Source organism: Fictibacillus gelatini DSM 15865 (assembly GCF_000430745.1).
Lineage (GTDB): Bacteria > Bacillota > Bacilli > Bacillales > Fictibacillaceae > Fictibacillus_A > Fictibacillus_A gelatini.
Window position 1 is genome coordinate 87,817 of record NZ_AUMP01000021.1, and the last position, 24,959, is coordinate 112,775.

At 40.2% G+C, this 24,959-nt stretch carries 29 protein-coding genes; 21 read left to right on the forward strand and 8 right to left on the reverse strand.

Annotated features, from left to right (window positions below; genetic code table 11):
- Positions 1-6: 6 nt before the first annotated feature.
- A complete protein-coding gene (locus tag H538_RS0112245; RefSeq protein WP_026677850.1) occupies positions 7-825 on the forward strand; it encodes a MetQ/NlpA family ABC transporter substrate-binding protein in 819 nt (272 codons plus the stop codon).
- 204 nt (positions 826-1,029) lie between these two features.
- Complete coding sequence (locus H538_RS0112250) at positions 1,030-2,709, forward strand: M4 family metallopeptidase (protein ID WP_026677851.1); 1,680 nt, start codon at positions 1,030-1,032, stop codon at positions 2,707-2,709.
- A 52-nt stretch (positions 2,710-2,761) separates the two neighbouring features.
- Here H538_RS0112250 and H538_RS0112255 read toward each other — a convergent pair whose 3' ends face one another.
- The 3 genes from H538_RS0112255 to H538_RS0112265 form a co-directional block, all read right to left on the reverse strand.
- Positions 2,762-3,004 carry a hypothetical protein gene (locus H538_RS0112255; protein WP_026677852.1) on the reverse strand — a complete coding sequence of 81 codons (243 nt, stop codon included), beginning with the start codon at positions 3,002-3,004 and terminating at the stop codon, positions 2,762-2,764.
- A 206-nt stretch (positions 3,005-3,210) separates the two neighbouring features.
- Positions 3,211-4,734 (reverse strand): cobyric acid synthase, encoded by a 1,524-nt coding sequence (locus H538_RS0112260; RefSeq protein WP_026677853.1) that lies wholly within the window; start codon positions 4,732-4,734, stop codon positions 3,211-3,213.
- Positions 4,735-4,806: 72 nt separating this feature from the next.
- The gene (locus H538_RS0112265; RefSeq protein ID WP_026677854.1) at positions 4,807-6,438 is read right to left on the reverse strand and encodes an OPT/YSL family transporter; all 1,632 of its coding nucleotides are present in this window, start codon (positions 6,436-6,438) and stop codon (positions 4,807-4,809) included.
- Positions 6,439-6,689: 251 nt separating this feature from the next.
- Here H538_RS0112265 and H538_RS26470 point away from each other — a divergent pair, with 251 nt between their 5' ends.
- The 10 genes from H538_RS26470 (at position 6,690) to H538_RS0112315 (ending at position 15,923) form a co-directional block, all read left to right on the forward strand.
- A complete protein-coding gene (locus H538_RS26470) occupies positions 6,690-6,839 on the forward strand; it encodes a YuzK family famiily protein (protein WP_486598941.1) in 150 nt (49 codons plus the stop codon).
- A gap of 215 nt (positions 6,840-7,054) precedes the next feature.
- Positions 7,055-7,840: a Fe-S cluster assembly ATPase SufC gene (gene sufC / locus H538_RS0112275; RefSeq protein WP_026677855.1), complete on the forward strand. Its 786-nt coding sequence runs from the start codon at positions 7,055-7,057 to the stop codon at positions 7,838-7,840.
- A gap of 15 nt (positions 7,841-7,855) precedes the next feature.
- On the forward strand, positions 7,856-9,163 hold the full coding sequence (sufD, locus tag H538_RS0112280) for a Fe-S cluster assembly protein SufD (RefSeq protein WP_026677856.1): 1,308 nt from the start codon (positions 7,856-7,858) through the stop codon (positions 9,161-9,163).
- The gene (locus H538_RS0112285; protein WP_026677857.1) at positions 9,163-10,383 is read left to right on the forward strand and encodes a cysteine desulfurase; all 1,221 of its coding nucleotides are present in this window, start codon (positions 9,163-9,165) and stop codon (positions 10,381-10,383) included. Before sufD ends, H538_RS0112285 begins: the two co-directional genes overlap by 1 nt.
- Positions 10,373-10,816, forward strand: coding sequence for a Fe-S cluster assembly sulfur transfer protein SufU (gene sufU / locus H538_RS0112290; protein WP_026677858.1), 444 nt, complete (start codon positions 10,373-10,375; stop codon positions 10,814-10,816). The genes H538_RS0112285 and sufU overlap by 11 nt, the downstream gene beginning before the upstream one ends.
- Before the next feature lie 106 nt (positions 10,817-10,922).
- Positions 10,923-12,320 carry a Fe-S cluster assembly protein SufB gene (sufB, locus tag H538_RS0112295; protein WP_026677859.1) on the forward strand — a complete coding sequence of 466 codons (1,398 nt, stop codon included), beginning with the start codon at positions 10,923-10,925 and terminating at the stop codon, positions 12,318-12,320.
- A gap of 86 nt (positions 12,321-12,406) precedes the next feature.
- The gene (locus tag H538_RS0112300; protein WP_026677860.1) at positions 12,407-13,252 is read left to right on the forward strand and encodes a DUF72 domain-containing protein; all 846 of its coding nucleotides are present in this window, start codon (positions 12,407-12,409) and stop codon (positions 13,250-13,252) included.
- A 61-nt stretch (positions 13,253-13,313) separates the two neighbouring features.
- The gene (locus H538_RS0112305) at positions 13,314-14,129 is read left to right on the forward strand and encodes a sulfite exporter TauE/SafE family protein (RefSeq protein WP_026677861.1); all 816 of its coding nucleotides are present in this window, start codon (positions 13,314-13,316) and stop codon (positions 14,127-14,129) included.
- 14 nt (positions 14,130-14,143) lie between these two features.
- A complete protein-coding gene (locus tag H538_RS0112310; RefSeq protein ID WP_026677862.1) occupies positions 14,144-15,529 on the forward strand; it encodes a bifunctional metallophosphatase/5'-nucleotidase in 1,386 nt (461 codons plus the stop codon).
- A gap of 91 nt (positions 15,530-15,620) precedes the next feature.
- A complete protein-coding gene (locus tag H538_RS0112315) occupies positions 15,621-15,923 on the forward strand; it encodes a YunC family protein (RefSeq protein WP_026677863.1) in 303 nt (100 codons plus the stop codon).
- 29 nt (positions 15,924-15,952) lie between these two features.
- On the opposite strand, the gene H538_RS0112320 is transcribed toward H538_RS0112315, so the two are convergent.
- Positions 15,953-16,135, reverse strand: a complete 183-nt coding sequence (locus tag H538_RS0112320) for a hypothetical protein (RefSeq protein WP_026677864.1) — start codon at positions 16,133-16,135, stop codon at positions 15,953-15,955.
- A gap of 150 nt (positions 16,136-16,285) precedes the next feature.
- Between H538_RS0112320 and H538_RS0112325 the strand changes: the two genes are divergently transcribed.
- From H538_RS0112325 to yunB, 3 genes are read left to right on the forward strand one after another with little or no spacing between them, the layout of a single operon-like run.
- Positions 16,286-17,080: a thymidylate synthase gene (locus H538_RS0112325; RefSeq protein WP_026677865.1), complete on the forward strand. Its 795-nt coding sequence runs from the start codon at positions 16,286-16,288 to the stop codon at positions 17,078-17,080.
- Positions 17,077-17,559: a dihydrofolate reductase gene (locus H538_RS0112330; RefSeq protein WP_026677866.1), complete on the forward strand. Its 483-nt coding sequence runs from the start codon at positions 17,077-17,079 to the stop codon at positions 17,557-17,559. Before H538_RS0112325 ends, H538_RS0112330 begins: the two co-directional genes overlap by 4 nt.
- A gap of 60 nt (positions 17,560-17,619) precedes the next feature.
- Positions 17,620-18,423: a sporulation protein YunB gene (gene yunB, locus H538_RS23780; protein WP_051291461.1), complete on the forward strand. Its 804-nt coding sequence runs from the start codon at positions 17,620-17,622 to the stop codon at positions 18,421-18,423.
- A gap of 227 nt (positions 18,424-18,650) precedes the next feature.
- On the opposite strand, the gene H538_RS0112340 is transcribed toward yunB, so the two are convergent.
- A complete protein-coding gene (locus H538_RS0112340) occupies positions 18,651-19,652 on the reverse strand; it encodes a M23 family metallopeptidase (RefSeq protein WP_026677867.1) in 1,002 nt (333 codons plus the stop codon).
- A 199-nt stretch (positions 19,653-19,851) separates the two neighbouring features.
- Here H538_RS0112340 and lipA point away from each other — a divergent pair, with 199 nt between their 5' ends.
- Positions 19,852-20,736 (forward strand): lipoyl synthase, encoded by an 885-nt coding sequence (gene lipA / locus H538_RS0112345; RefSeq protein WP_026677868.1) that lies wholly within the window; start codon positions 19,852-19,854, stop codon positions 20,734-20,736.
- A 44-nt stretch (positions 20,737-20,780) separates the two neighbouring features.
- Here lipA and H538_RS23785 read toward each other — a convergent pair whose 3' ends face one another.
- Positions 20,781-21,392, reverse strand: coding sequence for a YhcN/YlaJ family sporulation lipoprotein (locus H538_RS23785; protein ID WP_051291462.1), 612 nt, complete (start codon positions 21,390-21,392; stop codon positions 20,781-20,783).
- Between the two features lie 114 nt (positions 21,393-21,506).
- Here H538_RS23785 and H538_RS0112355 point away from each other — a divergent pair, with 114 nt between their 5' ends.
- Positions 21,507-21,782, forward strand: a complete 276-nt coding sequence (locus H538_RS0112355; protein ID WP_026677869.1) for a YutD family protein — start codon at positions 21,507-21,509, stop codon at positions 21,780-21,782.
- A 5-nt stretch (positions 21,783-21,787) separates the two neighbouring features.
- On the opposite strand, the gene H538_RS0112360 is transcribed toward H538_RS0112355, so the two are convergent.
- Both H538_RS0112360 and H538_RS0112365 read right to left on the reverse strand, forming a co-directional pair.
- The gene (locus H538_RS0112360; RefSeq protein WP_051291464.1) at positions 21,788-22,012 is read right to left on the reverse strand and encodes a hypothetical protein; all 225 of its coding nucleotides are present in this window, start codon (positions 22,010-22,012) and stop codon (positions 21,788-21,790) included.
- A 181-nt stretch (positions 22,013-22,193) separates the two neighbouring features.
- Complete coding sequence (locus tag H538_RS0112365; protein WP_026677871.1) at positions 22,194-22,463, reverse strand: DUF3055 domain-containing protein; 270 nt, start codon at positions 22,461-22,463, stop codon at positions 22,194-22,196.
- A 110-nt stretch (positions 22,464-22,573) separates the two neighbouring features.
- Between H538_RS0112365 and H538_RS0112370 the strand changes: the two genes are divergently transcribed.
- From H538_RS0112370 to H538_RS0112385, 4 genes are all read left to right on the forward strand, one after another.
- Entirely contained in the window at positions 22,574-23,020 is a 447-nt protein-coding gene (locus H538_RS0112370; RefSeq protein WP_026677872.1) for a DUF86 domain-containing protein, read from the forward strand.
- Between the two features lie 105 nt (positions 23,021-23,125).
- Positions 23,126-23,764, forward strand: coding sequence for a helix-turn-helix transcriptional regulator (locus tag H538_RS0112375; protein WP_026677873.1), 639 nt, complete (start codon positions 23,126-23,128; stop codon positions 23,762-23,764).
- A 112-nt stretch (positions 23,765-23,876) separates the two neighbouring features.
- The gene (locus tag H538_RS0112380; RefSeq protein WP_026677874.1) at positions 23,877-24,542 is read left to right on the forward strand and encodes a PspA/IM30 family protein; all 666 of its coding nucleotides are present in this window, start codon (positions 23,877-23,879) and stop codon (positions 24,540-24,542) included.
- Between the two features lie 197 nt (positions 24,543-24,739).
- The coding region (locus H538_RS0112385) for an IS110 family transposase (RefSeq protein ID WP_026677875.1) at positions 24,740-24,959 on the forward strand (220 nt) is incomplete at its 3' end.

Here is a 24,959-nt window from a genome sequence, read left to right on the forward strand (position 1 = left end):
TTTCTGATGAAAAAGATTTTAAGCATTATTCTCGTTGTTGCACTTTCACTGGCACTTGCTGCTTGTGGGAAAAAAGAAGAAGGAATGAGCAATGATAAAATTGTTGTTGGGGCTACTTCTGTACCACATGCAGAAATTTTGGAACAGGCTAAACCGCTTTTGAAGAAAAAAGGCATTGATCTTCAAATTAAAACATTCCAGGATTACGTATTGCCAAATAAAGCATTGGCTGATAAAGAAATCGATGCAAACTATTTCCAACACATTCCCTACCTTGAATCACAAATGAAAGATCATAAAAATTACAAGTTCGAAAACGCGGGCGGAATCCACATTGAACCGATTGGTGTGTATTCGAAAAAATATAAATCGTTAAAAGACCTTCCGAACGGGGCGACAATCATTATGAGCAATTCGGTTGCCGACCATGGACGTATGTTGCTATTGCTTGAAAAAGAAGGGTTAATTACGTTGAAAAAAGGCGTAAGCTACAATGCGCAGCTAAAAGATATCGTGAAAAATCCTAAACACCTTAAGTTTAAAGCTGATATTGATGCAGGCATGCTTCCTAAAGCGTATAAAAATGGTGAAGGCGATGCGATCTTAATCAATACAAACTATGCACTTGATGCAGGATTAAATCCGAAGAAAGATGCAATCGCCCTTGAAGGGGCAGACTCTCCATTTGTAAACATTATTACGGTTCGCAAAGGGGACAAAAACAAAAAACCAGTAAAAGCATTAGTTGATGTACTTCATTCAAAGGAAATCCAGGACTTTATTAACAAGAAATATAAAGGCGCAGTTGTGCCAGTCAATCAATAAAAAAACAGCCATTTCGGCTGTTTTTTTATTGCAAGTGTCTAAACGCTTATTTTTATAATGCTGATGGTATGCCTTTATTCCCATTATCGATTAAGTAGCGTAGTAAAACAGAATCAAAATTTTTGGAATAGTATGAATTTAACAACCTTTATGATATGATAGTTTTCGAGGTTTTTCTAAAAATTTTTATGGGGAGGCATGTTTGTGAACAAGAAAGTATTGGCATTGGGATTATCAATTGGCTTGACGGCAAGTGTTTTTTCGAGCGCATCTGCTTTCGCTGCGCCCAAAAATGTATTATCGACAAAAATGTACAATAAGACGGTCGGTTCTCCAGAATTTATTTCAGGCCATTTAACAAAACCGTCTTCAAAAAGTGCAAAAAATGTCGTGTTCAGCTATTTCGACAGCCATAAAAATGAATACAAAATCGGAGCACATTCAGCCGAAAAATCCTTTCTAGTAATGTCGAGTCAAAAGGACAAGCAGGGGCAAACCATTCTTCGTCTTCAACAAGTGTTTAAAGGCGTGCCGGTGTGGGGTTCCACACAGGTAGCGCATGTTTCTGAAGATGGAGTGCTAACAGTTATTTCTGGAACTGTCATCCCTGATCTTGATAAGAAGGAAGGGCTTAAAGCGAAGAAAAAATTGAATGCTAAAAAAGCGATTAACATTGCAAAAAAAGATTTAGGTTACTCTCCTTCGTTTGAAAAACTTCCGACTGCTCATTTAGTAGTTTATGATGGAGGAAAAGATGCTGTCTATGCGTACCTTGTCAACTTAAACTTTCTTTCTCCAAAACCCGGAAACTATAATTACTTTATTGATGCCTCAACAGGAAAAATCTTAAACAAATATAACAATATCGATGAAGCCATTGAACAAACCTCTCCTCTGAAAAAGGGTGGTAAACCAGGGAACGGGGGTCCTATTACTGGTTCAAATACAACAGGGAGCGGGGTTGGTGTACTGGGCGACTCGAAAACTCTCAACATGACGCTTTCAGGTTCTTCCTATTATTTACAAGATAATACGAGAGGAAGCGGAATCATTACGTATGACGGAGCTAACCGCACCCGATTGCCGGGAACGCTATGGACGGATACGGATAATCGTTTAGATCAAAAGTATGATGGACCGGCAGTTGATGCACATTATTACGCAGGGGTTACGTACGATTACTATAAAAATGTGTTTGGACGCAATTCCTATGATAATAAGGGCGGCGCATTAAAGTCCACGGTTCATTACAGCCGCAGCTATAACAACGCTTTTTGGAACGGTTCACAAATGGTATATGGAGACGGGGATGGCACGAATTTCATTCCTTTTTCAGGAGGGATTGATGTTGTTGCCCATGAGTTGACACACGCGGTCACTGATACAAGCTCTGGCTTAATCTATCAAAACGAGTCCGGTGCTTTAAATGAAGCGGTGTCTGATATTTTTGGAACGCTAGTAGAGTTTTATAATAACCGCAACCCGGACTATGAAATAGGAGAAGACATTTATACACCTGCTGTGCCAAACGATGCGTTACGCTCGATGAGCGATCCTGCGAAATATGGAGATCCGGACCACTATTCTAAGCGTTATACGGGAACAAGTGATAATGGCGGCGTTCATACGAACAGCGGAATCATTAACAAAGCAGCTTACTTAATTGCAAAGGGTGGTACCCATTACGGAGTGACCGTTTCAGGAATTGGCAATGATAAATTGGGCGCCATTTTCTACCGGGCAAACACGCAATACTTCACAGCCTCCTCTACTTTCAGCCAGGCACGTGCCGCTCTTGTACAGGCCGCTGTTGACTTGTACGGAACAAGTTCACCGGAAGTCACTACGGTTAATAAAGCATTTGACGCTGTCGGTGTAAAATAAAACGAAGCCTCTTTGCATAGAGAAAAGAGGCTCCCGGGGTTTAAGAAATCTCTTAAACCCCTTTTTGTTTACGTTTATCTTTAAAAAGAAGATAATGGGCATTTCCCACTTTTTCCTCTAAATATTCTAAGGAGTATCCTGAAGGATCGGCAAGGTCCCCGATTGCCCGTGAAAGATTATCAATCACAAGACGTAACGTTGCTGAATGTCTCGGTTCGTGGCGTAAATTCATATCATCCATAATTTCATGAGCCAGGTGTTGAATGCGCCTCAATCGTAATTCTTTTGATTGCATCATACACACATCCTCCTTATTCGGGGCACAAGTTAAACCAATTTCAACAGGTTACTTATGCCTTAATATAGCACGCGTTTTGCACCACAAAGAAAGTAGAACTCCGAAGCGGTCGGCACAAAGGCAACAGCCTTGCATCTTCGTTTGTTCAACGTTCGCCAATCGCCGAGTTTTCTTTATTAAACTATATGGCTCAAGCAGGCATTTTATGAAACATCGATAGGGGATGCTTGAAACTCTTCCATTTTCCTTTTAATGTCGTCAATTCGAACATGTTTTCTTACAACAGTTGCCAGCCGGTTAAAGCTATCTTCACTAATATGCTTAAATGATTTTCGATTTTCAAGTGGTTCAAAGCCTTTTTCCATACGAATTAAATTCAGAAATTCATGCCTGAATTCGTCATTATGAAAAATGCCGTGGAAATACGTACCGATTACTTTATTTTTCAAGTCGAAGCACCCGTCCTGATGGTTTTCTAATTGAATAAAGGAAGGGGTATCATCAAGCCGTTTGGACTGGCCCATATGTATTTCATAACCTTTCACATCGATCATTTTTTTACTGAACTTCACTTCACCAGTTGAGAATACCGTTGTTTTCTTTTTCGTAAGCGTAGTTTTGATCGGGAGAAGCTTTAACCCTTCGCATTTTTCATTTGGCGATTCCACATGAAAAGGATCCAATATGGCGCTTCCGAGCATCTGGTATCCTCCGCATATTCCAAAGAAGTAACTTTGTTTTTTTGCTTTTAAATCAAAAAGCTGCTTTTCAAGACCGTTTTCCCGTAAATACATAAGATCCTCGATCGTGTTTTTGCTGCCCGGTAAAATAACCAAATCCGGTTTTCCGAGTTCTTCCGGCTTAGTGACCATTCTCACATGGCAATCATCTTCGATTAAAAACGGATCGATATCTGTAAAGTTCGAAATTCTTGGATAGCGAATAACCGCTATATCAATTTCCTTTTTACCGATGTTTGGCTTTGAAGTATATTTTTCCAAACTAAGTGAATCTTCCGCATCAATATATAAATCAGGGATAAAAGGAACGACGCCAAGCACTGGTTTTCCGGTATATTCTTCGAACCAGTCGAGCCCGGGTTGCAACAATGAAAGATCACCGCGAAATTTGTTAATGATTACACCAATGACACGTTCCCGGTCGATTGGATCAAGAAGCTGCAGGGTTCCAACAAGGCTTGCAAATACACCGCCTCTATCAATATCGGCAACGAGAACAACAGGAGCATTTGCCAATCTTGCAACACGCATATTAACCATTTCCCTATCATTTAAATTAATCTCGGCAGGGCTCCCCGCACCTTCAATGACAATTCGCTCATAGTTTTCGGTTAATCGTTGATACGCTTCTTTAATAGCCGATAGCCCGATGGAATAGAACTCTGACCGATATCGGGAAGCTTTCATATTTTGAAAAGGTTTGCCATTTAGTATAACTTGTGATTCCATATCTCTTGTTGGTTTAATCAAAATGGGGTTCATATCTGTTGTAGCGGCAATTCCGGCCGCTTCAGCCTGGATCCCCTGTGCTCTTCCGATTTCTTTACCATCAAGTGTGACATAAGAGTTTAATGCCATATTTTGTGATTTGAAAGGAGCCGTCCTGTAACCGTCCTGTGAAAAGATCCGGCAAAAAGCGGTAGCTAAAATACTTTTCCCACTATCTGAACACGTCCCTTGGATCATTATAGGTAGACATTTTTTCATTGATTTTTTCCCCTCATATAATTTCTTTCATCTTAATTGGAAACGAAAATTTTACGTTAGTAAACTTGTCCATTAACCGCCTGTCAAAACCTTTACAATGGCGATGACGACACCAGCCACCCCTTCACCGCCAAGCAATCCGGATGAAATGATCATCCCGTTTTTAGCTTTTTTAGCGGAGAATTTAGAAATGATAAATTTCAGCATACCTCCGATAAAGACCGTTGTAGACATATAGATCGGTAAATAGAGACCGAGGCCAATCGTCATTCCCGGTATATTGAATACATATAGAAGGGCACCGATAATGAGGCCGGCAAAAAATGTTTTCACATCTGGAAGACCGTCAATCATCGTTGAGACGGCAAATGCTTGTGGGGCGGGAAGCTCGGTACCCGGCCCCATTGCGCCGTACGATTGAAACATGACATATAAAACTAAACAAGAGACGATGGCTCCAATAACGCCTCCAATTGCTTCTGAAATAAATTGTGCTTTAGGATCGGTTCTTAATAAATGACCCGATTTAAAATCGTTTAAAACACCACCTGTGAGTCCACAGGCTACAGCAACGATGGCAGCAATAAGAAAGCTTTCAATCATTGTTGTATTAAATAAACTTTTAATTGCTACCAAAACAAGTATAGCGAAAACTTCCATAGGATTAATCCCGGTTTGTCCGGTAATGGTCCCTGCCATAATGGTTGTCAGCCAGACTCCAATGATCATTAATATGCTTGGAAATAAAGATAATTCCGTCAAGAACGTTAAGAAAAAGGCAATAAGAATGAGAGCAATTGGGATTGCTTTCGAAAGAATTCTTTTCGAATCAACCTTTTCATTAAAAATCAGACCGTATATCTCTTTCGTTTTTGGTATGACACCTTTAAGCAGAATACCGATTCCGCTTCCAACCATTAAACCGATGCCAAGACTATCTTTAAATATGGCAGCAGATTCAATGCTATCAAACCAACCCTTTGCTAATCCAACAGGGATCAGAACAAAGTAAGTGAATCCAGCACCCAAAAACCAAATACTTGTATATAAAGGTCCGATTAAATAGCCCATACCAACAGCCATTGGAGATAACCAGATGCCGAAGAAGAGGTTATGTATAGCGAGCTTTGCTGACATCCATGTGCTTGAAAACCAGTTGAATCCATCTCTAAAGGCGGTAATGGCGGCCGACAAACCGAGAGACGAAAACAATAGTTTCGCTTTTTTTCCTTTAATTCCTGCCATTACAGTTTGTGATGCCGCAATCCCCATAGGAAACGGAAGTTCCTTTTGAACGATAAAAAAGCTGCGAATCAAACCGGTGAAAAGTAAGCCTAGAACAGTTCCGCAAATGGTAACGATGAACAACGTCAATAAACTAATATCGGCATCTTTGTCGATCATCCATACGCCTGGAATCGTGAAAGCCAGGCCGCCGGCTACCATTGCTCCGGCTGACATCGTGGTGTGGGTTAAATTGATTTCATTTACGTTTGTACTTCCAAGAGCTTTTAAAATGACCATTGAAAGGACGGCTGCAAATATAGTGGGCCATGGCAAACTTCCCATTCGAAGGGCAATATACATCGAACTCGTCGTGATGATACAAGATCCAATTGTTCCAATGAAGATTCCTCGAAATGTTAATTGCTCAGATAAGGAACGGGCATAATTTACTTCTTGTTCTTGCTGGTTAGTAGGCATTTAGATTTGTTCCTCCGATACTTCCAAAAAATATTTTACTTATTTTAAATATTAGCTTAAATATTTATTTTTTGCAGTATATAGTCTCGCCAAAATTTTATTATAAGCTTACTTTTTGAATTTCCATAAAAACGGAATATAAGAATCGCTTCGGTTGAAAGGGGATATGATATTTGTTAAGCTGATAGGGACATTTAAAATTGAAAGGATGGTTCATTATCCAACAAATTAAAGTCAAGCATACATCTGAGATGGAAAAAGCGATGCAGAAATCACACGGCATTGGATACGCAGAGTATGAAAGAAGCCTTGAGAAGCGTTTAGAGGTTGAGGCAAAACGTGAAGCAGAATATGTTAAAGGTTTAGATGTTACAGCAGAATTGGACCGTAAGATATTATAATGGGCAAGCTATTATAATGTAAGAAAAAATCAGTATCCTAATAATGGGGTACTGATTTTTTGACAGAAGAAATAAAATAACCGGAAATGTTGAAGATACATTTCATTTGTTATAAAATTAGAATGAGAATAAATTGAGAATGGAAAAGCACTTCACTCTCGAGACTACTTTCATTACGATTAGATACGTATGAATTTTAAGATGGAGGTCATTCTATGTCAACACCTAACTTAAAGATTGAAGATTTACATGTTGCAATCGACGATAAAGAGATCATCAAAGGTCTTAGCTTTGAAATAAATGGCGGGGAAATCCATGCGGTTATGGGACCTAACGGGACGGGGAAATCTACTCTTTCAGCGGCTCTTATGGGTCACCCGAAATATGAAGTAACAGGCGGTAAAGCATTTTTTAACGGCGAAGATCTTTTAGAAATGGACGTTGATGAGCGAGCCAAAGCTGGTCTTTTCCTTGCGATGCAATATCCAAGTGAAGTAAGCGGAATTACGAACGCTGACTTCTTGCGTTCTGCCATCAATGCAAAACGTGAAGAAGGCGATGAAATTTCTCTAATGAAATTCATTCGCGAATTAGACAAGAAAATGGAAGTCCTTGAAATGGACAGCTCTTTTGCGCACCGTTATTTAAATGAAGGGTTTTCCGGCGGTGAGAAGAAACGTAATGAAATTTTGCAGTTAATGATGTTAGAGCCGAAAATTGCGATTTTAGACGAAATTGACTCAGGTCTAGATATTGACGCTCTTAAAATCGTTGCAAAAGGTGTTAACGAAATGCGCAGTCCTGATTTCGGCTGCTTAATTATTACACACTACCAGCGTCTATTGAATTACATTAAACCTGATAAAGTACATGTAATGATGCAAGGGCGTATTGTAAAATCAGGCGGTCCTGAACTTGCTGAACGTCTTGAAGCTGAAGGATATGACTGGATTAAAGAAGAATTAGGCATTGAAGACGAAACTGTTGGTCAAGAAGCGTAGCAAGGAGGGCTATACATGTCAGTTGATACTTCTTTCAAATTCGACAAGGATTACGTAAGCAAGTTTTCGAGTGAGAGACAAGAGCCTTCCTGGCTGGCGGAACTTCGCTTACAAGCATTGGAACAAGCGCAAAGCCTGCCAATGCCAAAACCGGAAAAAACAAAAATTGACAATTGGAATTTTACCGAATTCAAACATGAAGTAAGCGGGAATAAACAAGTCGCTTTCCATGAACTTCCAGAAGCGATTCGAGAGTTAATCGGGAAGGAAGAGGAAGCGGGAAGCGTCCTCGTTATTCGAAATGGAGCGGTTGCTTATCACTCGGTTACGGAAGAGTTAAAAGATAAAGGCGTCATCTTTACCGATTTTGCCACAGCCGTTCGGGAACATGGCGATTTAGTCCGCAACTATTTTATGAAAGACGCAGTGCATGTAGACGAGCATCGTTTAACTGCCCTACATGCCGCTTTAGTTAGCAGCGGAGCATTTGTTTACGTTCCAAAAAATGTTGAAGTGGATATTCCGATTCAAGCGATTTATTTTAATGATGATGGAGAAACGGGCATATTTAACCACGTTTTAATCGTCACGGAAGATAACAGTTCCGTAACGTATGTGGAAAATTATTTGTCTACCAATGATGAAAGCCCATCTGTTGCCAATATCGTTTCTGAAGTATTTGCCGGAGCCGGTGCGAAAGTGATTTACGGCGCAGTAGATAATTTCGCTAAAGGAATGACGACATATGTAAACCGCCGTGGTCGGGCAGCTCGTGACGGAAGAATCGAATGGGCACTCGGCCAATTGAATGATGGAAACACCATTTCAGACAACACAACCCATTTAGTCGGAGATGGTTCATATACGGACAAAAAGACGGTATCGATCGGCCGCGGGGATCAAAAACAAAACTTCGTCGCACATGCCATCCATTATGGCAAACATTCAGAAAGTTACATTTTGACCCATGGTGTAATGAAAGATACAGCAAGTTCCATTTTTAACGGAATCGCCAAAATTGAACATGGCGCAACGAAATCGAATGGGGAGCAAACGGAACGTGTCTTAATGCTAAGCGAAAAAGCGCGTGGTGATGCAAACCCGATCCTTTTAATTGATGAGGATGATGTAACAGCAGGTCATGCTGCATCTGTCGGAACCATTGATCCGATTCAACTTTTCTATTTAATGAGCCGCGGTATTTCGAAAACGGAAGCTGAACGGTTAATTATTCATGGTTTCCTTGCTCCTGTTGTAGGAGAAATTCCGCTTGAATCTGTTAAATCACGGTTGATCGAGGTTATAGAAAGGAAAGTTAAGTAATGGACATTCAAGAAGTCAGAAAGCAGTTTCCGATCCTTGATCAACAAGTTAACGGTAAACCACTCGTTTATTTCGATAGCGCTGCGACTTCTCAAAAACCGATTGCTGTTATTGAAGCCTTAGACAAGTATTATCGTGAATATAATTCCAATGTTCATCGTGGTGTGCATACCCTTGGTACGCGCGCCACGGATGGCTATGAAGGAGCACGTGAAAAGGTTCGGCGCTTCATCAATGCAAAGCAGACGGAAGAAATTATTTTTATGCGCGGAACGACAACCGCTCTTAATACAGTTGCATCAAGCTACGGTTTAGCCAATGTTTCAGAAGGTGATGAAATTGTTATTACACCGATGGAACATCACAGCAATATTATTCCGTGGCAGCAAGTGGCAAAGAAAACGGGTGCAACGCTTAAATATTTGCCGCTTCAACAAGACGGAACAATCGATCTTAAAGATGTAGAAAGCACAGTGACGGCACATACTAAAATTGTCTCTGTTGCCCATGTATCGAACGTTTTAGGAACGGTCAATCCGATTAAGGAAATTGCTGCAATCGCCCATAAAAATGGTGCGATAATGGTTGTTGATGGTGCTCAAAGCACTCCGCATATGAAAGTTGACGTTCAAGAATTAGACTGTGATTTCTTTGCCTTTTCCGCTCATAAAATGTGCGGGCCAACGGGAATTGGCGTACTTTATGGAAGGAAGTCATTATTAGAACAAATGGAACCAGTCGAGTTCGGCGGTGAAATGATTGATTTTGTTGACTTATATGATTCAACATGGAAAGAATTGCCGTGGAAGTTTGAAGGCGGGACACCGATCATTGCAGGTGCAATTGGTTTAGCCGCGGCTATTGATTTCCTCGAGGAAATTGGTTTAGATGCGATTCATGACCATGAACAAGAGCTTGTTAATTACGCAATGAGCCGCATAAACGAAATAGAAGGCTTAACGGTATATGGGCCATCAGCGCGTGCTGGACTTATAACATTTAATATTAATGATGTTCATCCACATGATGTCGCAACGGTTCTTGACGCAGAAGGAATTGCTGTCCGTGCTGGCCACCATTGCGCGCAGCCGTTAATGAAATGGTTAAATGTGACTGCCACCGCCCGCGCAAGTTTTTATTTATACAATACAAAAGAAGAGATTGACATTTTTCTTAAAGGCTTAATTACAACAAAGGAGTATTTCGGTCATGTCTTCTAATTTAGATCAGCTTTACAGGCAGGTCATCATGGATCATTATAAAAATCCACGCAATAAAGGGGAACTCTCAGATGATTCAGTAACGATTCATATGAACAACCCGACATGCGGAGATCGAATTCAGCTTCACTTGAAAATTGAAGATGGAAAGATAATGGACGCCAAATTTGATGGTGAAGGCTGTTCCATAAGTCTTTCTTCCGCATCGATGATGACGCAGGCGATCAAAGGATTGTCGGTGGAAGAAGCGCAAAAACTTGCCCACATTTTTTACAATATGATGCTCGGGAAAGAGTATGAAATAGAGAACTTTGATTTAGGTGATATTGAAGCGCTGCAAGGTGTTTCTAAATTCCCTGCCCGCATTAAATGCGCCACTCTTGCTTGGAAAGCGATGGAGAAAGGCGTAGGGAGCCAGACAGAAAAACAATAATTACCATGTTTGCGCAGGTGGTTGTTTATTTGTGCTTTAACACGTACAATGAATGCAAGAAATGCCATTAGCGCAAGAACGTATCCTTTAAGGAGGGACCTGAACGATGGCGAAAAAAATGCCTGAAATCGGCGAGTACAAATATGGCTTTAGAGATAAAGACGTATCCATTTTCCGTTCAAAACGCGGGTTAACGAAAGAAATCGTCGAAGAAATTTCACGAATGAAAAATGAGCCTGAATGGATGCTTGAATTCCGTTTAAAATCATTAGAACAATTTTATAAAATGCCAATGCCTCAATGGGGCGGAGATTTATCTGAGCTAAACTTTGATGACATTACGTATTATGTTAAGCCGTCAGAGAAGTCAGAGAAATCATGGGATGAGGTTCCGCCGGAAATTAAGGCGACTTTCGATAAACTTGGTATTCCAGAAGCAGAACAAAAATATCTTGCCGGTGTATCCGCACAATATGAGTCTGAAGTGGTATATCATAACATGAAAGAAGACCTGGCTGAATTAGGCATTTTATTTACTGATACAGATACAGCGCTAAAAGAACATGAAGAAATTTTCAAAGAGTATTTCGGTACGGTTATTCCACCATCGGATAACAAATTTGCGGCTTTAAATTCGGCTGTATGGTCCGGAGGTTCGTTTATTTATGTGCCTAAAGGCGTAAAATGCGACACTCCGTTGCAAGCCTATTTCCGCATTAACTCGGAAAATATGGGACAGTTCGAACGTACATTAATCATTGCCGATGAAGGAAGTTCCGTCCATTATGTAGAAGGCTGTACAGCCCCTGTTTATTCAACAAACTCTCTGCACAGTGCGGTTGTTGAAATTATCGTAAAGAAAGACGCATATTGCCGTTACTCTACGATTCAAAACTGGGCGAACAACATTTATAACCTTGTAACGAAACGTGCCGTTGCGGAAGAAAATGCGACAATGGAATGGATTGACGGTAACATCGGTTCACGTTTAACGATGAAATATCCGGCCGTTATTATGAAAGGCCGCGGTGCAAAGGGCACGATTCTTTCCATTGCAATCGCTGGTAAGGGACAACACCAGGATGCAGGAGCAAAAGTTCTGCACCTTGCGCCGGATTGCTCTTCAACTATCGTTTCGAAATCGATCTCTAAACAAGGTGGTAAAGTAACATATCGTGGTATCGCCCACTTTGGACGCAAATCGGATCGATCTAAATCGAACATTAAATGTGATACGCTCATTATGGATAATCAATCAACATCCGATACGATTCCATACAATGAAATTTTAAACAACAATATCACGCTTGAGCATGAAGCGACTGTGTCGAAAGTGTCCGAAGATCAATTGTTCTATTTGATGAGCCGCGGTATTTCTGAACAAGAAGCGACAGAAATGATTGTTATGGGCTTCATCGAACCATTCACAAAAGAACTTCCAATGGAATATGCAGTTGAAATGAACCGTCTCATTAAGTTTGAGATGGAAGGCTCAATTGGTTAATATCTTTTTTGCAAAGCGAACTCGGGGTGTGAGTTCGCTTTTGCAATACGTTCAAAACATTTATAGCTACATAAGGAGACAAATTCATGATATTAATTGGAGTAACCGGGTGGGGAGATCATGACATATTGTATCCAGACGGGACACCTTCAAGCGAGAAGCTGCAAGTATACAGCGGCCATTTTCCAGTTGTTGAAATTGATTCTTCTTTCTATGCCATTCAACCAGAAAAAAATTATGTAAAGTGGGCAAAAGACACGCCCGAATGCTTTTCTTTTGTCGTCAAAGCGTACCAGGAGATGACCGGTCACTCAAGAGGAGAGCGGAAATTCAAATCAATAAAAGAAATGTTCCATTCGTTTAAAGAGTCGATCCAACCTTTAATTGAATCAAATAAATTAAAAATGGTATTGTTTCAATATCCGCCCTGGTTTGAATGCACGAAAGATAGCGTTACTATTCTGCGGGTTACGAAAGAATTGATGGGCAATCTGCCTGTTGCTCTTGAATTCCGGCATCAATCATGGTTTTCACCTGAGATGAAAGAAAAGACATTACGCTTCATGACAGAAGAAGGATGGATCCATTCGGTTTGTGATGAGCCGCAGGCGGGATCAGGATCGGTTCCGACCGTACTTCAAGCAACAAATACTAATCTTACACTCGTCAGAATGCACGGGCGAAATGTGTATGGCTGGAACAATCATGGCCAGCCTAATTGGAGAGAAGTCCGATATTTGTATCGCTACAATAAAGATGAGCTCCTTGAGTGGAAGAAGAATATTGAGGAACTTGCCAAACAATCAAGAGAAATCGTTGTCTTGTTTAACAACAACTCAGGCGGGGATGCCGCAGAAAATGCGAAACAATTGATCGAGTATTTAGGTATAGAATATAAGGGATTGGCTCCGAGACAACTAGATTTGTTTTAGAGGATGGTCCGGGAAACCTCCTTATTGGACACATAATGAATAAAGAAAGCGAGGGAGATGGGTGCTTTGGATTATACTTATCATAACAGGATTTCTTGCAGGTACATTTGGAAGTATTATCGGTCTTGGCGGAGGCATAATTGTTGTGCCTTCTCTTTTATACGGTGGTGAACATGGGCTCTTCCCTAATATTACACCTCAACATGCTGTTGGGACATCGATTATCATATTGATCGTCACAGGCCTGTCATCTACACTTTCATACATAAAAAAAGGAAAAGTGGATTATAAAAGCGGATTGATCTTTTTTATCGGGAGCGGTCCCGGATCGATTATTGGCGCAGCATTAAATGAAGGCGTCAGCCAGGGTACATTTTACTGTTTGTTCGGCGGATTTATGATATTTGTTTCGTTCTTACTGATGATTCGGGATAAATTAAAGCCGATCCCGGCAAAAAAAGGATTTAAAAGAACGGTAATGAATGATGAAGGTGAGACGGTCACGTATTCCTATCAACCTGTTCTTGCTGTCATTATCTCATTCGTCGTTGGGATGATTTCCGGGCTGTTCGGAATCGGCGGCGGTTCTTTAATGATGCCTGCGATGATTCTTCTTTTTGGTTTTCCGGTATCGATAGCGGTTGCGACAAGCATGTTTATGATTTTTTTATCGAGTGTTGTCGGTTCTTCGACTCATCTATATTACGGTAATATCATCTGGTTATATGCGCTTGCGCTTGTCCCAGGAGCCTGGTTTGGCGCTAAGTTTGGCACGTATATCCATTCAAAAATGAAAGATAAAACGGTTGTTCTTATCCTTCTTCTCGTTCTCATGGGTTTCGGGGTACGTTTCATTTATAAAGGAATCTTTTTATAAGAGAGGTACATCTCGTGAAGTCAACATTACATATTTACCATACGAATGATTTGCATAGTCATTTTGAAAATTGGCCCGGCATTGCCCGGGAAGTGAAATTGGCAAAAGAACGTTTTGAATCATTGGGCGAATCTGTTCTTTATTTTGATTGCGGCGATCATGTTGATAAGTTTCATCCTTTGACCGAAGGAACAGCCGGTCAGGGGAATACGGCACTACTTAATGATATCAATGTAAGTGGAGTAACGATTGGAAATAATGAGGGAATCACCTTAACGAAAAGCGAATTAAATGCTCTTTATAAAGAGGCGAAATTTCCTATTTATGTCGCGAATTTATTAGATGAAAAAGGGCGGAGGCCATACTGGGCAAAGCCATATGATTATTATGAAACAAAAGACGGTTTAAAGATCGGTGTGACCGGCGTGACAGTCCCTTTTACCGGTTTTTACAGTCCGCTCGGTTGGGAGGTTACGGATCCATTTGACGCTGTACGCCCAATCATAGAAAACTTAAGAAAAAATGCAGACCTTGTCATTGTTTTATCCCATTTAGGGTTAAATGAGGATAAGCGATTGGCGCAGGAGGTTGAAGGAATCGATATGATTCTCGGGGCTCATACACATCATGAGCTGAAAAAAGGATTGATCATTAATAAAACGTTCATCGCCCAAACTGGAAAATATGGAAATAACCTGGGCTCGATAAAAGTGGATTATCATCCATTGACGAAAAACATTATTCACATTGAAGCTGATTTAATCCCAGCAAATACTTTGGAACCTGATGAAGGAACGTCAGAATTAATAATGTCTCTTGAAAAAAAGGGGAGAGACCTATTAAACAAAGAAATTGCCTATTTACAGGAGCCATTAACGATTTCATGGGAAACGCCTTCCCCGTTTGCTAAGCTGTTAGCAGAAACTTTAAAAGAGTGGTGTAAAACGAAATTAGCAATGGTCAATAGCGGTGTCCTCCTGGAAGGCTTACCTGCAGGGCCTGTCACAAAGGGCGATTTACACCGCATTTGCCCCCACCCAATCAATCCATGCATCATTCGTTTAAAAGGGAATGAACTAAAAGAAGTCATCGGACACAGTCTGACAGACGAAATGATTCATCTGCAGCTTAAAGGTCTGGGATTCAGGGGGAAAGTGATAGGTTGCATGGTTTTTTCCGGGATTGATGTTATTAAAGAAAGAATGAAGGACGGACATTTTCATGTGAAAAGAATAATGGTTGAAGGTGTACCGGTAGATGACGAGAAAATCTATGAAATTGCAACGATAGATATGTTCACGTTCGGGCATCTCTATCCATCGATTGCAAGAAGTAAACATAAAGAATACTTGCTCCCTGAAACGCTTCGGGATTTATTAGCCTGGAAATTGAAATCATAAACGTTCATACATTCCCACTTCTCGCCTCTAAAAAATTGCGTTAGCATTTTTGGATTAACAACATAAACTTATAGGGGAAAGAGGTGGGAATATGTTGGAAATGAATCCGATTTTTATTGAAGGTCATCCATATACAGCAGTAACACTGCGCTTGCCCAAAACAAATTTCATGGTAATCTATAATGAAAAAGGATACATTTCATGTGGAGCACTTGATGTTTCGCTCTTAAACGAAAAATTAGCCGATCGAAAAATTATTGCAGCAAGAGCTGTTGGAGTCCGGACGATTGAACAACTATTAGAAGCACCGTTAGAATCGATCACATATGAAGCGGAAAATATCGGGATTAAAGTCGGAATGACTGGGAAGGATGCTCTTTTGAAAATGGTTTGATAAAAACTGCGCCATCATTGGTGCGGTTTTTAATATTTAAACCGGTCTCGTGTTAATTTTAACGCGATGAAATTAATGCAAAGCACACCGGTCATGATTGGAATACGCTCTTTATTGTTTGTGAAAATGTAGATTAAAAGGAGGTAAAGCCCGCTGACAAAAAAGCTGATCTGTAAATAATAAATGGCCTGGATTAGCTTTTTAAAGTCCAATTGACATTCCCTCTTTTCTTATTATTTTTTCTCCTCTCTTAGTATAACAAGAAATGATCCAAATTGGATGAAAAAATGAAAAATTGAAATAAGATTATTCTGATTAAATGTATGATACCATTAAGGCAAAGGTAAAAAAGAGGTGGTAAGATGAAGCAATATTTGAATTTGCTGAAGGATATCCTTGAAAACGGAGTTGAAAAGGAGGATCGGACAGGCACTGGCACGATTTCTGTATTCGGACGTCAAATGAGATTTAATCTTGAAGAAGGATTTCCTGTCGTCACTACGAAAAAGCTGCATTTGCGGTCCATTATTCATGAGCTGCTCTGGTTTTTAAAAGGAGATACGAACATTCAATACTTAAAAGAAAATGGCGTCAGCATCTGGGATGAATGGGCTGATGAGAACGGCGATTTAGGCCCCGTGTATGGACACCAATGGCGCTCCTGGCCAAAACCCGATGGAGGGACGATTGATCAAATTGCCAACGTCATCCATGACATAAAGCATAACCCTGATTCCCGCAGGCTCATTGTATCGGCATGGAATCCGGCTGATTTGCCGAAGATGGCTCTGCCGCCATGCCATTTGCTGTTTCAGTTTTACGTCGCAAATGGAAAGTTGTCCTGCCAGCTTTATCAGAGATCAGCGGACAGCTTTCTTGGAATCCCGTTCAACATCGCATCTTATGCGCTGCTGACCATGATGGTCGCGCAAGTTTGCGGCCTGAAACCGGGTGAATTTATCCATACGATTGGGGACGCCCACATTTACAAGAACCATATTGAGCAAGTGAAATTGCAGCTGACACGCGAGCCGAAGCCGCTGCCGACGATGAAAATCAACCCTGCGGTAACTTCAATCTTCGATTTTAAATACGAAGACTTCGAGCTCGTGAACTATGAATACCATCCTCACATTAAAGGAGAAGTATCCGTATGATTTCTTATGTCGTCGCGATGGACGAGAACCATTTAATCGGAAGTAAAAATAAGCTTCCATGGCACTTGCCGGCTGATTTAAAATACTTTAAAAAAGTGACGATGAATAAGCCGATTGTAATGGGCAGAAAAACGTATGAATCGATCGGAAAGCCGCTTCCAGGGAGGGAAAATATCGTACTGACGAGGGACCGAAACTATAAAGCGGAAGGCTGCACGGTTATTTATTCAGTAGAGGATATTATTAAGCGGGATAATGAGGAGATTTGCGTGATCGGCGGAGCGGAAGTTTTCAGGCTTTTTATGCCATATGTCAACCGAATGTACATTACAAAAATCCATGAGACGTTTGAAGGCGATACGTATTTTCCTGACTTTAATGAAAAAGAATGGAAGATCGTTTCAAAAACTCCCGGACAGGTAGATGAGAAAAATAAATATCCTCATGATTTTATCGTCTATGACAAGAAAATGTCCTAAATCGTGAAATAGCTCCCCCTTTCCATGCATAAACATAGCATGAAAGGGGGTTTTTCATTGATGAAACGGCGGAGGATGAAACTGAGGAAAGGCCCGCTTCGCTTTCGGACTGTGCTTATTATTTCGTTCATTCTTTTTATAGGATTAACCATTCTTGCATTGGAATTTATTGATAAAGGAATTGAACCGACATTGCTGTTAATAGCAGATAAAAAGACAGAGGAAGTTGCAACACTTGCACTGAATGAAATCGTGATGGAAAAGATTGTGGGCATTGATGAGATGAAAGATATCGTCAGCCTGGAAAAGGATAAAGACGGGAATATCATATCGAGTGATTTAAATTATTTCATCATTAACCGAATACAAAGAAAATCTAACGAAATGGTTCAAAGCTATTTAGATAGCATTTCGAATGGCGAAATTTCAGTAGAGGATTTAAGGGAAGGGAAATTAAATGACAAAAAAGCTTCACATAAAAAAAGCGATGGTGTCATTGAATATATTCCGCTCGGCCAGGCGATGAAAAATTCAATTCTTGCGAACGAGGGGCCAAAAATCCCCGTAAAGTTCGTTATGGTTGGCGACGTGAAAACAAAATTAGAACCAACGGTCAAGAAAGTTGGAATTAACAATACCTGGATTCAAGTGGTCATCAAAGTAAATGTCGATGTACAGACGGTTATTCCATTTGCCACAAAAACGAAAGAAGTTGATCGGGATTATCTAGTCGTTGGGAAATTCATCCCTGGAGAAGTCCCTCAATTTTATAGCGAATCAGGAACTCCGATTCAGCCTACCGTTCCGTATGATGCTGAAAAAACTAAAAAGTCCAATCAAACAAAAGAGAAAAAAGAGGAATGATGTTATAAACTGGATTTTGAAACTCGTATTAAAGATGAGAAGCCATCGTTTATTTTTATTCCTGGCTATTATGAAGAAGCCGGTTTAATGGTTAACAAGCTCTTGGTTAGGAATCAAAGAGCAATGGTGGGAGTAGACGGGTTAAATGCGAGTGACCAGGTGAGATGGCCTTTTATGGCGGACATTAAAAATAAAAGAAATAAACAACGTGAAATGGTGCACGTTGTTTATTTCTTTTTTAAGGATATTCGTTCCTGTCGCTCCCAGGCGCGTAAATAAGGATAAGGGTCGAATGCCCACTCAAATATCCCATTGTCGCGGTACATTCCGTAATGCAGGTGTGGCGGGAATTTTCCGGACGTTCCCGGCGGTCCGTATCCGGAACTTCCGACATATCCGACAATCATTCCAGGTTCTACGATCGTTCCTTTTTCAACCGATTTGTTAAAGCTGCTTAAATGGGCGTAATAATGGTATACATTGTTAATATCCCGTATCCCAATCCGCCATCCTCCATAACGATTCCAGCCTTTCATTTCGACAATACCGTATGATGTTGCCCTGACAGGGACTCCGTATCCGGCAAAAATATCCGTTCCCTCATGAATACGTAATCCCCCGTATCCTCTCCTGTCTCCCCATGTGTCCCGAAAGCTGTAGTTTGCTCTTAAAGGCAGGACGAAACAATGTTTATCAAGTGCGACCGTGCCATATGCTTTATATATAGCCGCATTTCCCATAATAATCCCTACCGCTTTATCGCGTTTATAATACTCCCATAATCCGATTTTAAAATCGTCTGGATCGGAACCATATTTTTGAATAAAATGAGCAAACGTATAAAGAACATCTTCATCATCTTCAAGACTCGCCTTTCCGTCATGATTTCCATCTAAACCTACTCCCCCGAATAATTGAATACTTGATGGATTTGTATCATGGAGGTCAGGATTTAACGGCCCGACCCATTGTCTCGGAGCGTAATAAATGCCGACAAGCCCTTTTTGTTTTTCTATATCTTTTCTTGCACGTCTTACGCTTCTTTCGTATTGATCGACTCCGGCAAAATAATACCATGGAATCAACGTAAGTGCTTCCATTTTTTTATACAATGCCATGCGCTCTATTTCTTCTTTAGAAAATGAGGAATTTTCGGCCTCTGTTTCTTTACACGGCAAGAATGAAAAAAGAAAGGCTGTCAAAGTGAGGAGAATTAACCCTTTCCTCATGAAAGTGAAACAACTCCTTTCTGGGCATATATCAATAGTTTGGTTTTTCAATGGAAAATCATTAACTCAAAATGTTGGAAAAAATCGTCGGTTGGTGTTTTTTTATTGAGTATGTTAAAGTAAAATTTGGAGTTAAAACAATTCAACATCACGGCTAATTTAGCAAACATTAAGCCAAGTGAAATGGGAGTTGAGGAATTTGGCAAAAAAAGAAGAACATCTACGTAAGCCGGACTGGCTTAAAATAAAACTAAACACAAATGAAAATTATAAAGATTTGAAAAAAATGATGCGGGAGAAAAAGCTGCACACCGTTTGTGAAGAGGCAAAATGCCCTAATATTCACGAATGCTGGGCAATAAGAAAAACGGCAACTTTTATGATTTTAGGCGATATTTGTACCCGAGCTTGCCGTTTTTGTGCGGTGAAAACAGGTCTTCCAACTGAACTTGATCTACAAGAGCCGGAACGCGTAGCGGAATCTGTTGAGCAAATGGGATTAAAACACGTTGTTATTACCGCGGTAGCACGTGATGATCTAAAAGATGGCGGGGCCGGAGTTTTTGCCGAAACCGTTCGTGCGGTTCGAAAACGAAATCCGTTTTGTTCAATCGAAGTCCTTCCTTCAGATATGATGGGCGTTTATGAAAATTTAAAAACGCTAATGGATGCAAAGCCTGACATTTTGAACCATAATATCGAAACGGTCAGACGTTTAACACCTAGAGTTCGTGCACGTGCTACATATGAGCGATCATTGGAATTTTTGCGTAGAGCGAAAGAAATGAATCCAAGAATCCCTACAAAATCCAGCTTAATGATCGGCGTAGGCGAAACATGGGAAGAAATTTTGGAGACAATGGATGACCTGCGGGCAAATGATGTTGACATTATGACGATCGGCCAATATTTACAACCGACGAAAAAGCATTTAAAAGTACAAAAGTATTATCATCCGGATGAATTTGCAGAACTCAAGAAAATCGCGCTTGAAAAAGGCTTTAAACATTGTGAATCCGGTCCGCTTGTAAGGTCTTCATACCATGCTGACGAACAAGTAAACGCAGCCGCACAGAATAAATAAGAGACAAAACCAGAAGCATGCCACTCGCTTCTGGTTTTTCCTCTTTATTTGGCTCTGCTTTTCTCCATTTCCATTTCTCCCGGCTTCTCACCGTTTGCATTTTCAGTGCCGACAGGATAGCCTTGAGGAGATCGTTTCATTTCTTTAATTAAATGATTGATAACGACTCTGCGATTAGCTGTATGCGTATTAAACGATTGATATTGCTGCAGTTTCGGAATCATCCCTTTTTCATCGGATACATAGACATGATAATAACGCGGGACAATGGACATCGCCGTATCTTTTACCATGTCGGCTGCAGCCATACGGTCTTTGTTCGTTGTAACGTAAGCAATTAATACTTCTTTGTCAGTTACAAGGGTTGCCGCATCTTTAATTTGAGGCATCCGAATCGCTAAATCAGTTACGGTATGGGCCAATTTTTGCCTGTCAATGTAAGGAATTTCATGCTGCTTTAAAGCCCGAGCATGCTCGCCCTTGCGCTCGTGCCTTTCAAAACCAAAATCTGCATAATTTCGGTTTCTCTGGTTCGCTTCTTTATAGTTCACTCTTGAAAATTTATATTCAGTGGCTCTGTCGTTACGCCAGTCATATCCGCCACATGCTGACAATAAAAGAACAGCAGCCAGACTTAGTATGATTTTGATTTTCAATACTTTTCACCTCCTCTTTAGTTAGAGTGACCTGAATTAAACAATCTTTTACAAGAAATTGTTGGCTGAATTTTTGTCGTACATGGTAAAATAAAGGGAAGAGAGGTGACATTCATGATTCGGATTGGCGAATATGTATATGAACTAGTAGAAAATGAAAAAAACGCCTTTAATGAAGAACAATTTAAAACACGTTACAGTGAAATTTTACATAAATATGATTATATTGTTGGAGATATTGGGTATAATCAGCTCCGATTACGTGGATTTTTTGAAGACCATCACGAAAAAGCGACGTTTGACACGAAAATCAGTACATTGGGTGAGTATATTTATGAATATTGCAATTTTGGCTGTCCGTATTTTGTCCTTAAGAAAATAAACCCCTAGAAATTCTAGGGGTTAGGATAATCGTCATATGGCTCCTGCACATGTGTATCCGGGTCATCGTGCGTAACATGGGCTCCGGGCATTTGCCGTTCGAGTCCTTCATGAAGATTTTTGTATTCATAGTTAAAGGGTGTATAATGCCGCTCATTTCCTTCCCACGGTGTTGATTTCCCGAGTTTCATGTTCACGGGCGAGCCAACCGGGCCTTCCGGAAATTCTTCTTGAATCATATAGGTTCTGCCTGTTTCCACATTAGAGAAATCCGTATATTTTCGTTCTTTAGACAAAAAATCACCCCTTTAGGCTTTTAAGGATAGAGAAAATTATCCTTACTTTTAAACTGCCCAAAAAGGTGATCACGGCCGCTGGTTTTTTTGCCCAGTTTTTTAAAAAAGGGATTCTTGTCCCTGTTTATATTATTTCATAAAGGAATTGTCGTAATTCATCGGCATCCTCTTCGCTTATGCCGAATGCATATTCTAAATAGCCCTCTTCTTCAAGGTCATCATGGCCAATGATGGCAAACCGATTTCCCTGGATATTGAGGACAAGCTTTTTCCCAAAATGGCGGTCGGTTTTTACAATGGCTAAATCAAAACGGTTATTTTTCCCCATAAAACCGACAAAGCGTGTTTCGGACTCTTCTTTATCATCATACAAAAAGAAACGTTCCTCAGTCATTTTCTTCTCCTCCAAACGTAAAAATGCTTACTTTATCATAGCGTAATCCGACATTTCCTACAACAATATGCTAAACTATACAATAAGAACAATAAAGATAGGTGAAAAAAATGTATTTTGTAGACCGAAAAAAAATTGAACAAAAACTCCAATATATTAAAAAATTGACTGGTGATTTCGCCAATTTAGAAAGCGTAGGCACTTCTCTTGAACAATTAGCGTTAGAGCGGATTGGGCATTTGTTAATTGAGAGTATTCTGGATGTCGGCAATGGCATTATTGATGGGTTTATTATGAGAGATCCAGGAAGTTATGAGGACATTATAGATATTTTACATGATGAAAACGTCATTGATGAACAAGCGGAAAAAAGCTTAAAACAAATCATCGCTTTACGCAAATCATTAGTTCAAGATTTTTGTGAGATTGACCATGGTCAATTAATCCAAACGCTAAAAGAGAACCTTCATGCAGTATCCAGCTTCCCGGCAAACGTTCGCGAATATCTTGAAAATGAATTAGGGCCGGTTTCAGCCTTTTTGCCGGACGAAAAATAGGCAAGTGCGACTAAAGTTCGTACTTGTCTATTTTTTAAACATTTTTGTTTAATAATGTACTTTTTAAGGAAGTTACGTTAAAATAAAGGAAAGGAAGGTGATCGTATGACAAACAACACCTCGACACGTGATGAAATCATCAATATGCTAAAAAAGCAAAAGCGCTTGACTGTAACCGAAATGGCAAGTCAATTAGGAATAACAGAAATGGCGGTTCGCCGTCATTTAAATACATTGGAACGCGACCATCTTGTTCAAACGACTCTCGTTCGCCAGGCAATGGGCAGACCGCTTAATGTCTACCATTTAACCGATTTAGGGGATGAACAGTTTCCGAGAAATTATTCAGGCATTACGGTTGAGTTTCTTAAAGACATTGAAGCTTTAAAGGGAGAGGAAACGGTGAATGAGCTCTTCAGCCGCCGTGAACACCGTTTAAATGATAAATATAAAGAACGATTAGAGCATAAATCGTTCGAGGAAAAAGTCGCGGAACTCGCCGCGATTCAAAATGAAGCAGGCTATATGGTCGATTGGGAGAAAAAAGACGACGGCACGTTTGAACTGAAAGAATATAACTGTCCGATTGCGATGGTTGCAAAAGAGTATCAACAAGCATGTTCCTGTGAATTATCTCTGTTTAAAAAAATGCTTGGCACGGACAATATTGAAAGAAAAATATGTCTCGCTAAAGGCGGCGACTATTGTCACTATATTATTAAAAGAAACGAAAAAGAAGCTTAAAACTTTGTCCCGATTTGGGCAAAGTTTTTTTGTTTAACGGTGAAACTTTTTTGTCGCTTGAGTCGTAATTGTATAATGAAAAAAGAAACAAAACCTTGAGGAGGATTTTTAAATGGGTTTATTTAAACGATTAAGAGATGTAACACTTTCAAATGTTTATGCGCTAATTGAAAAAGCGGAAGATCCTGTGAAAATGCTGGATCAATATATTCGTGACATGGTAGAAGATTTAGAAGATGCGGAAAAAGCTGTTGCTGCCCAAATTGCCCTTGAAAAGAAATTTAAACTGCAATATGAAGAACAGAAGGCGCTTGTTGAAAAACGTGCAGAACAAGCAGAGATGGCGGTTCAAGCAGAAAAGCTTGACCTTGCCCGCCGCGCTTTGGAAGATAAGAAAGCTGCAACGCAAAAAATGGAAGAGTTTAAAGCGGCTTATGAACAAAATAAAGCTACGGCGGAAACGCTTCGTCAAAAGCTTGATGAAATGAGAAAACAAGTGACGGAAATGAAAAACAAGCGGGAAACGCTTGTTGCCAGAGCGAATGCCGCAAAAGCACAAACGCAAATCAATAAATCAATGGCTGAATTTAACGCCGATTCTGCAATGTCGGGGCTAAAGAGAATGGAAGAAAAAGTATTGCAAATGGAAGCTCAAGCAGATGCCTCCAATGAGTTTTATGCAAAAGGGAAATCGCTTGATGATGAATTTGCTGAGTTAAACAAAGATAAAGATATTGAGGACGAACTTGCGGCTCTTATGCAAAAACACCAAAAATAGAAAAATAACGAAGAAAATCCTGTGTTCGCATAGGATTTTCTTTCAACTTTTTTTGCACGATTGGCTTATAATGTTTTTAAGGAGCATTCCTGTTAGAAGGTTTTCGGGGACTTGAACAAAAAGAGCCCTCTTGGTATGATGCGGGGTGTCAATCTGCTAGAATTGACCCCTAATTTGTTAACCAAGGAGGACTCCATATGGATTGTATAGAAAATCAAAAAATTAATCAAGTCACTGAAAAAACACTTGTCGTCGGTATCGACATTGCGAAGCGTACACATTTCGCTTGTTTTGTGGATGATCGTGGTCGTGTGCTTCAAAAATCATTCTCTGTATCCCAATCTCGGGATGGATTTGAGTCCTTCTATCAACGAATATTAAGGGCCATGAAGGATCATGACAAAACAGAAGTCTTAG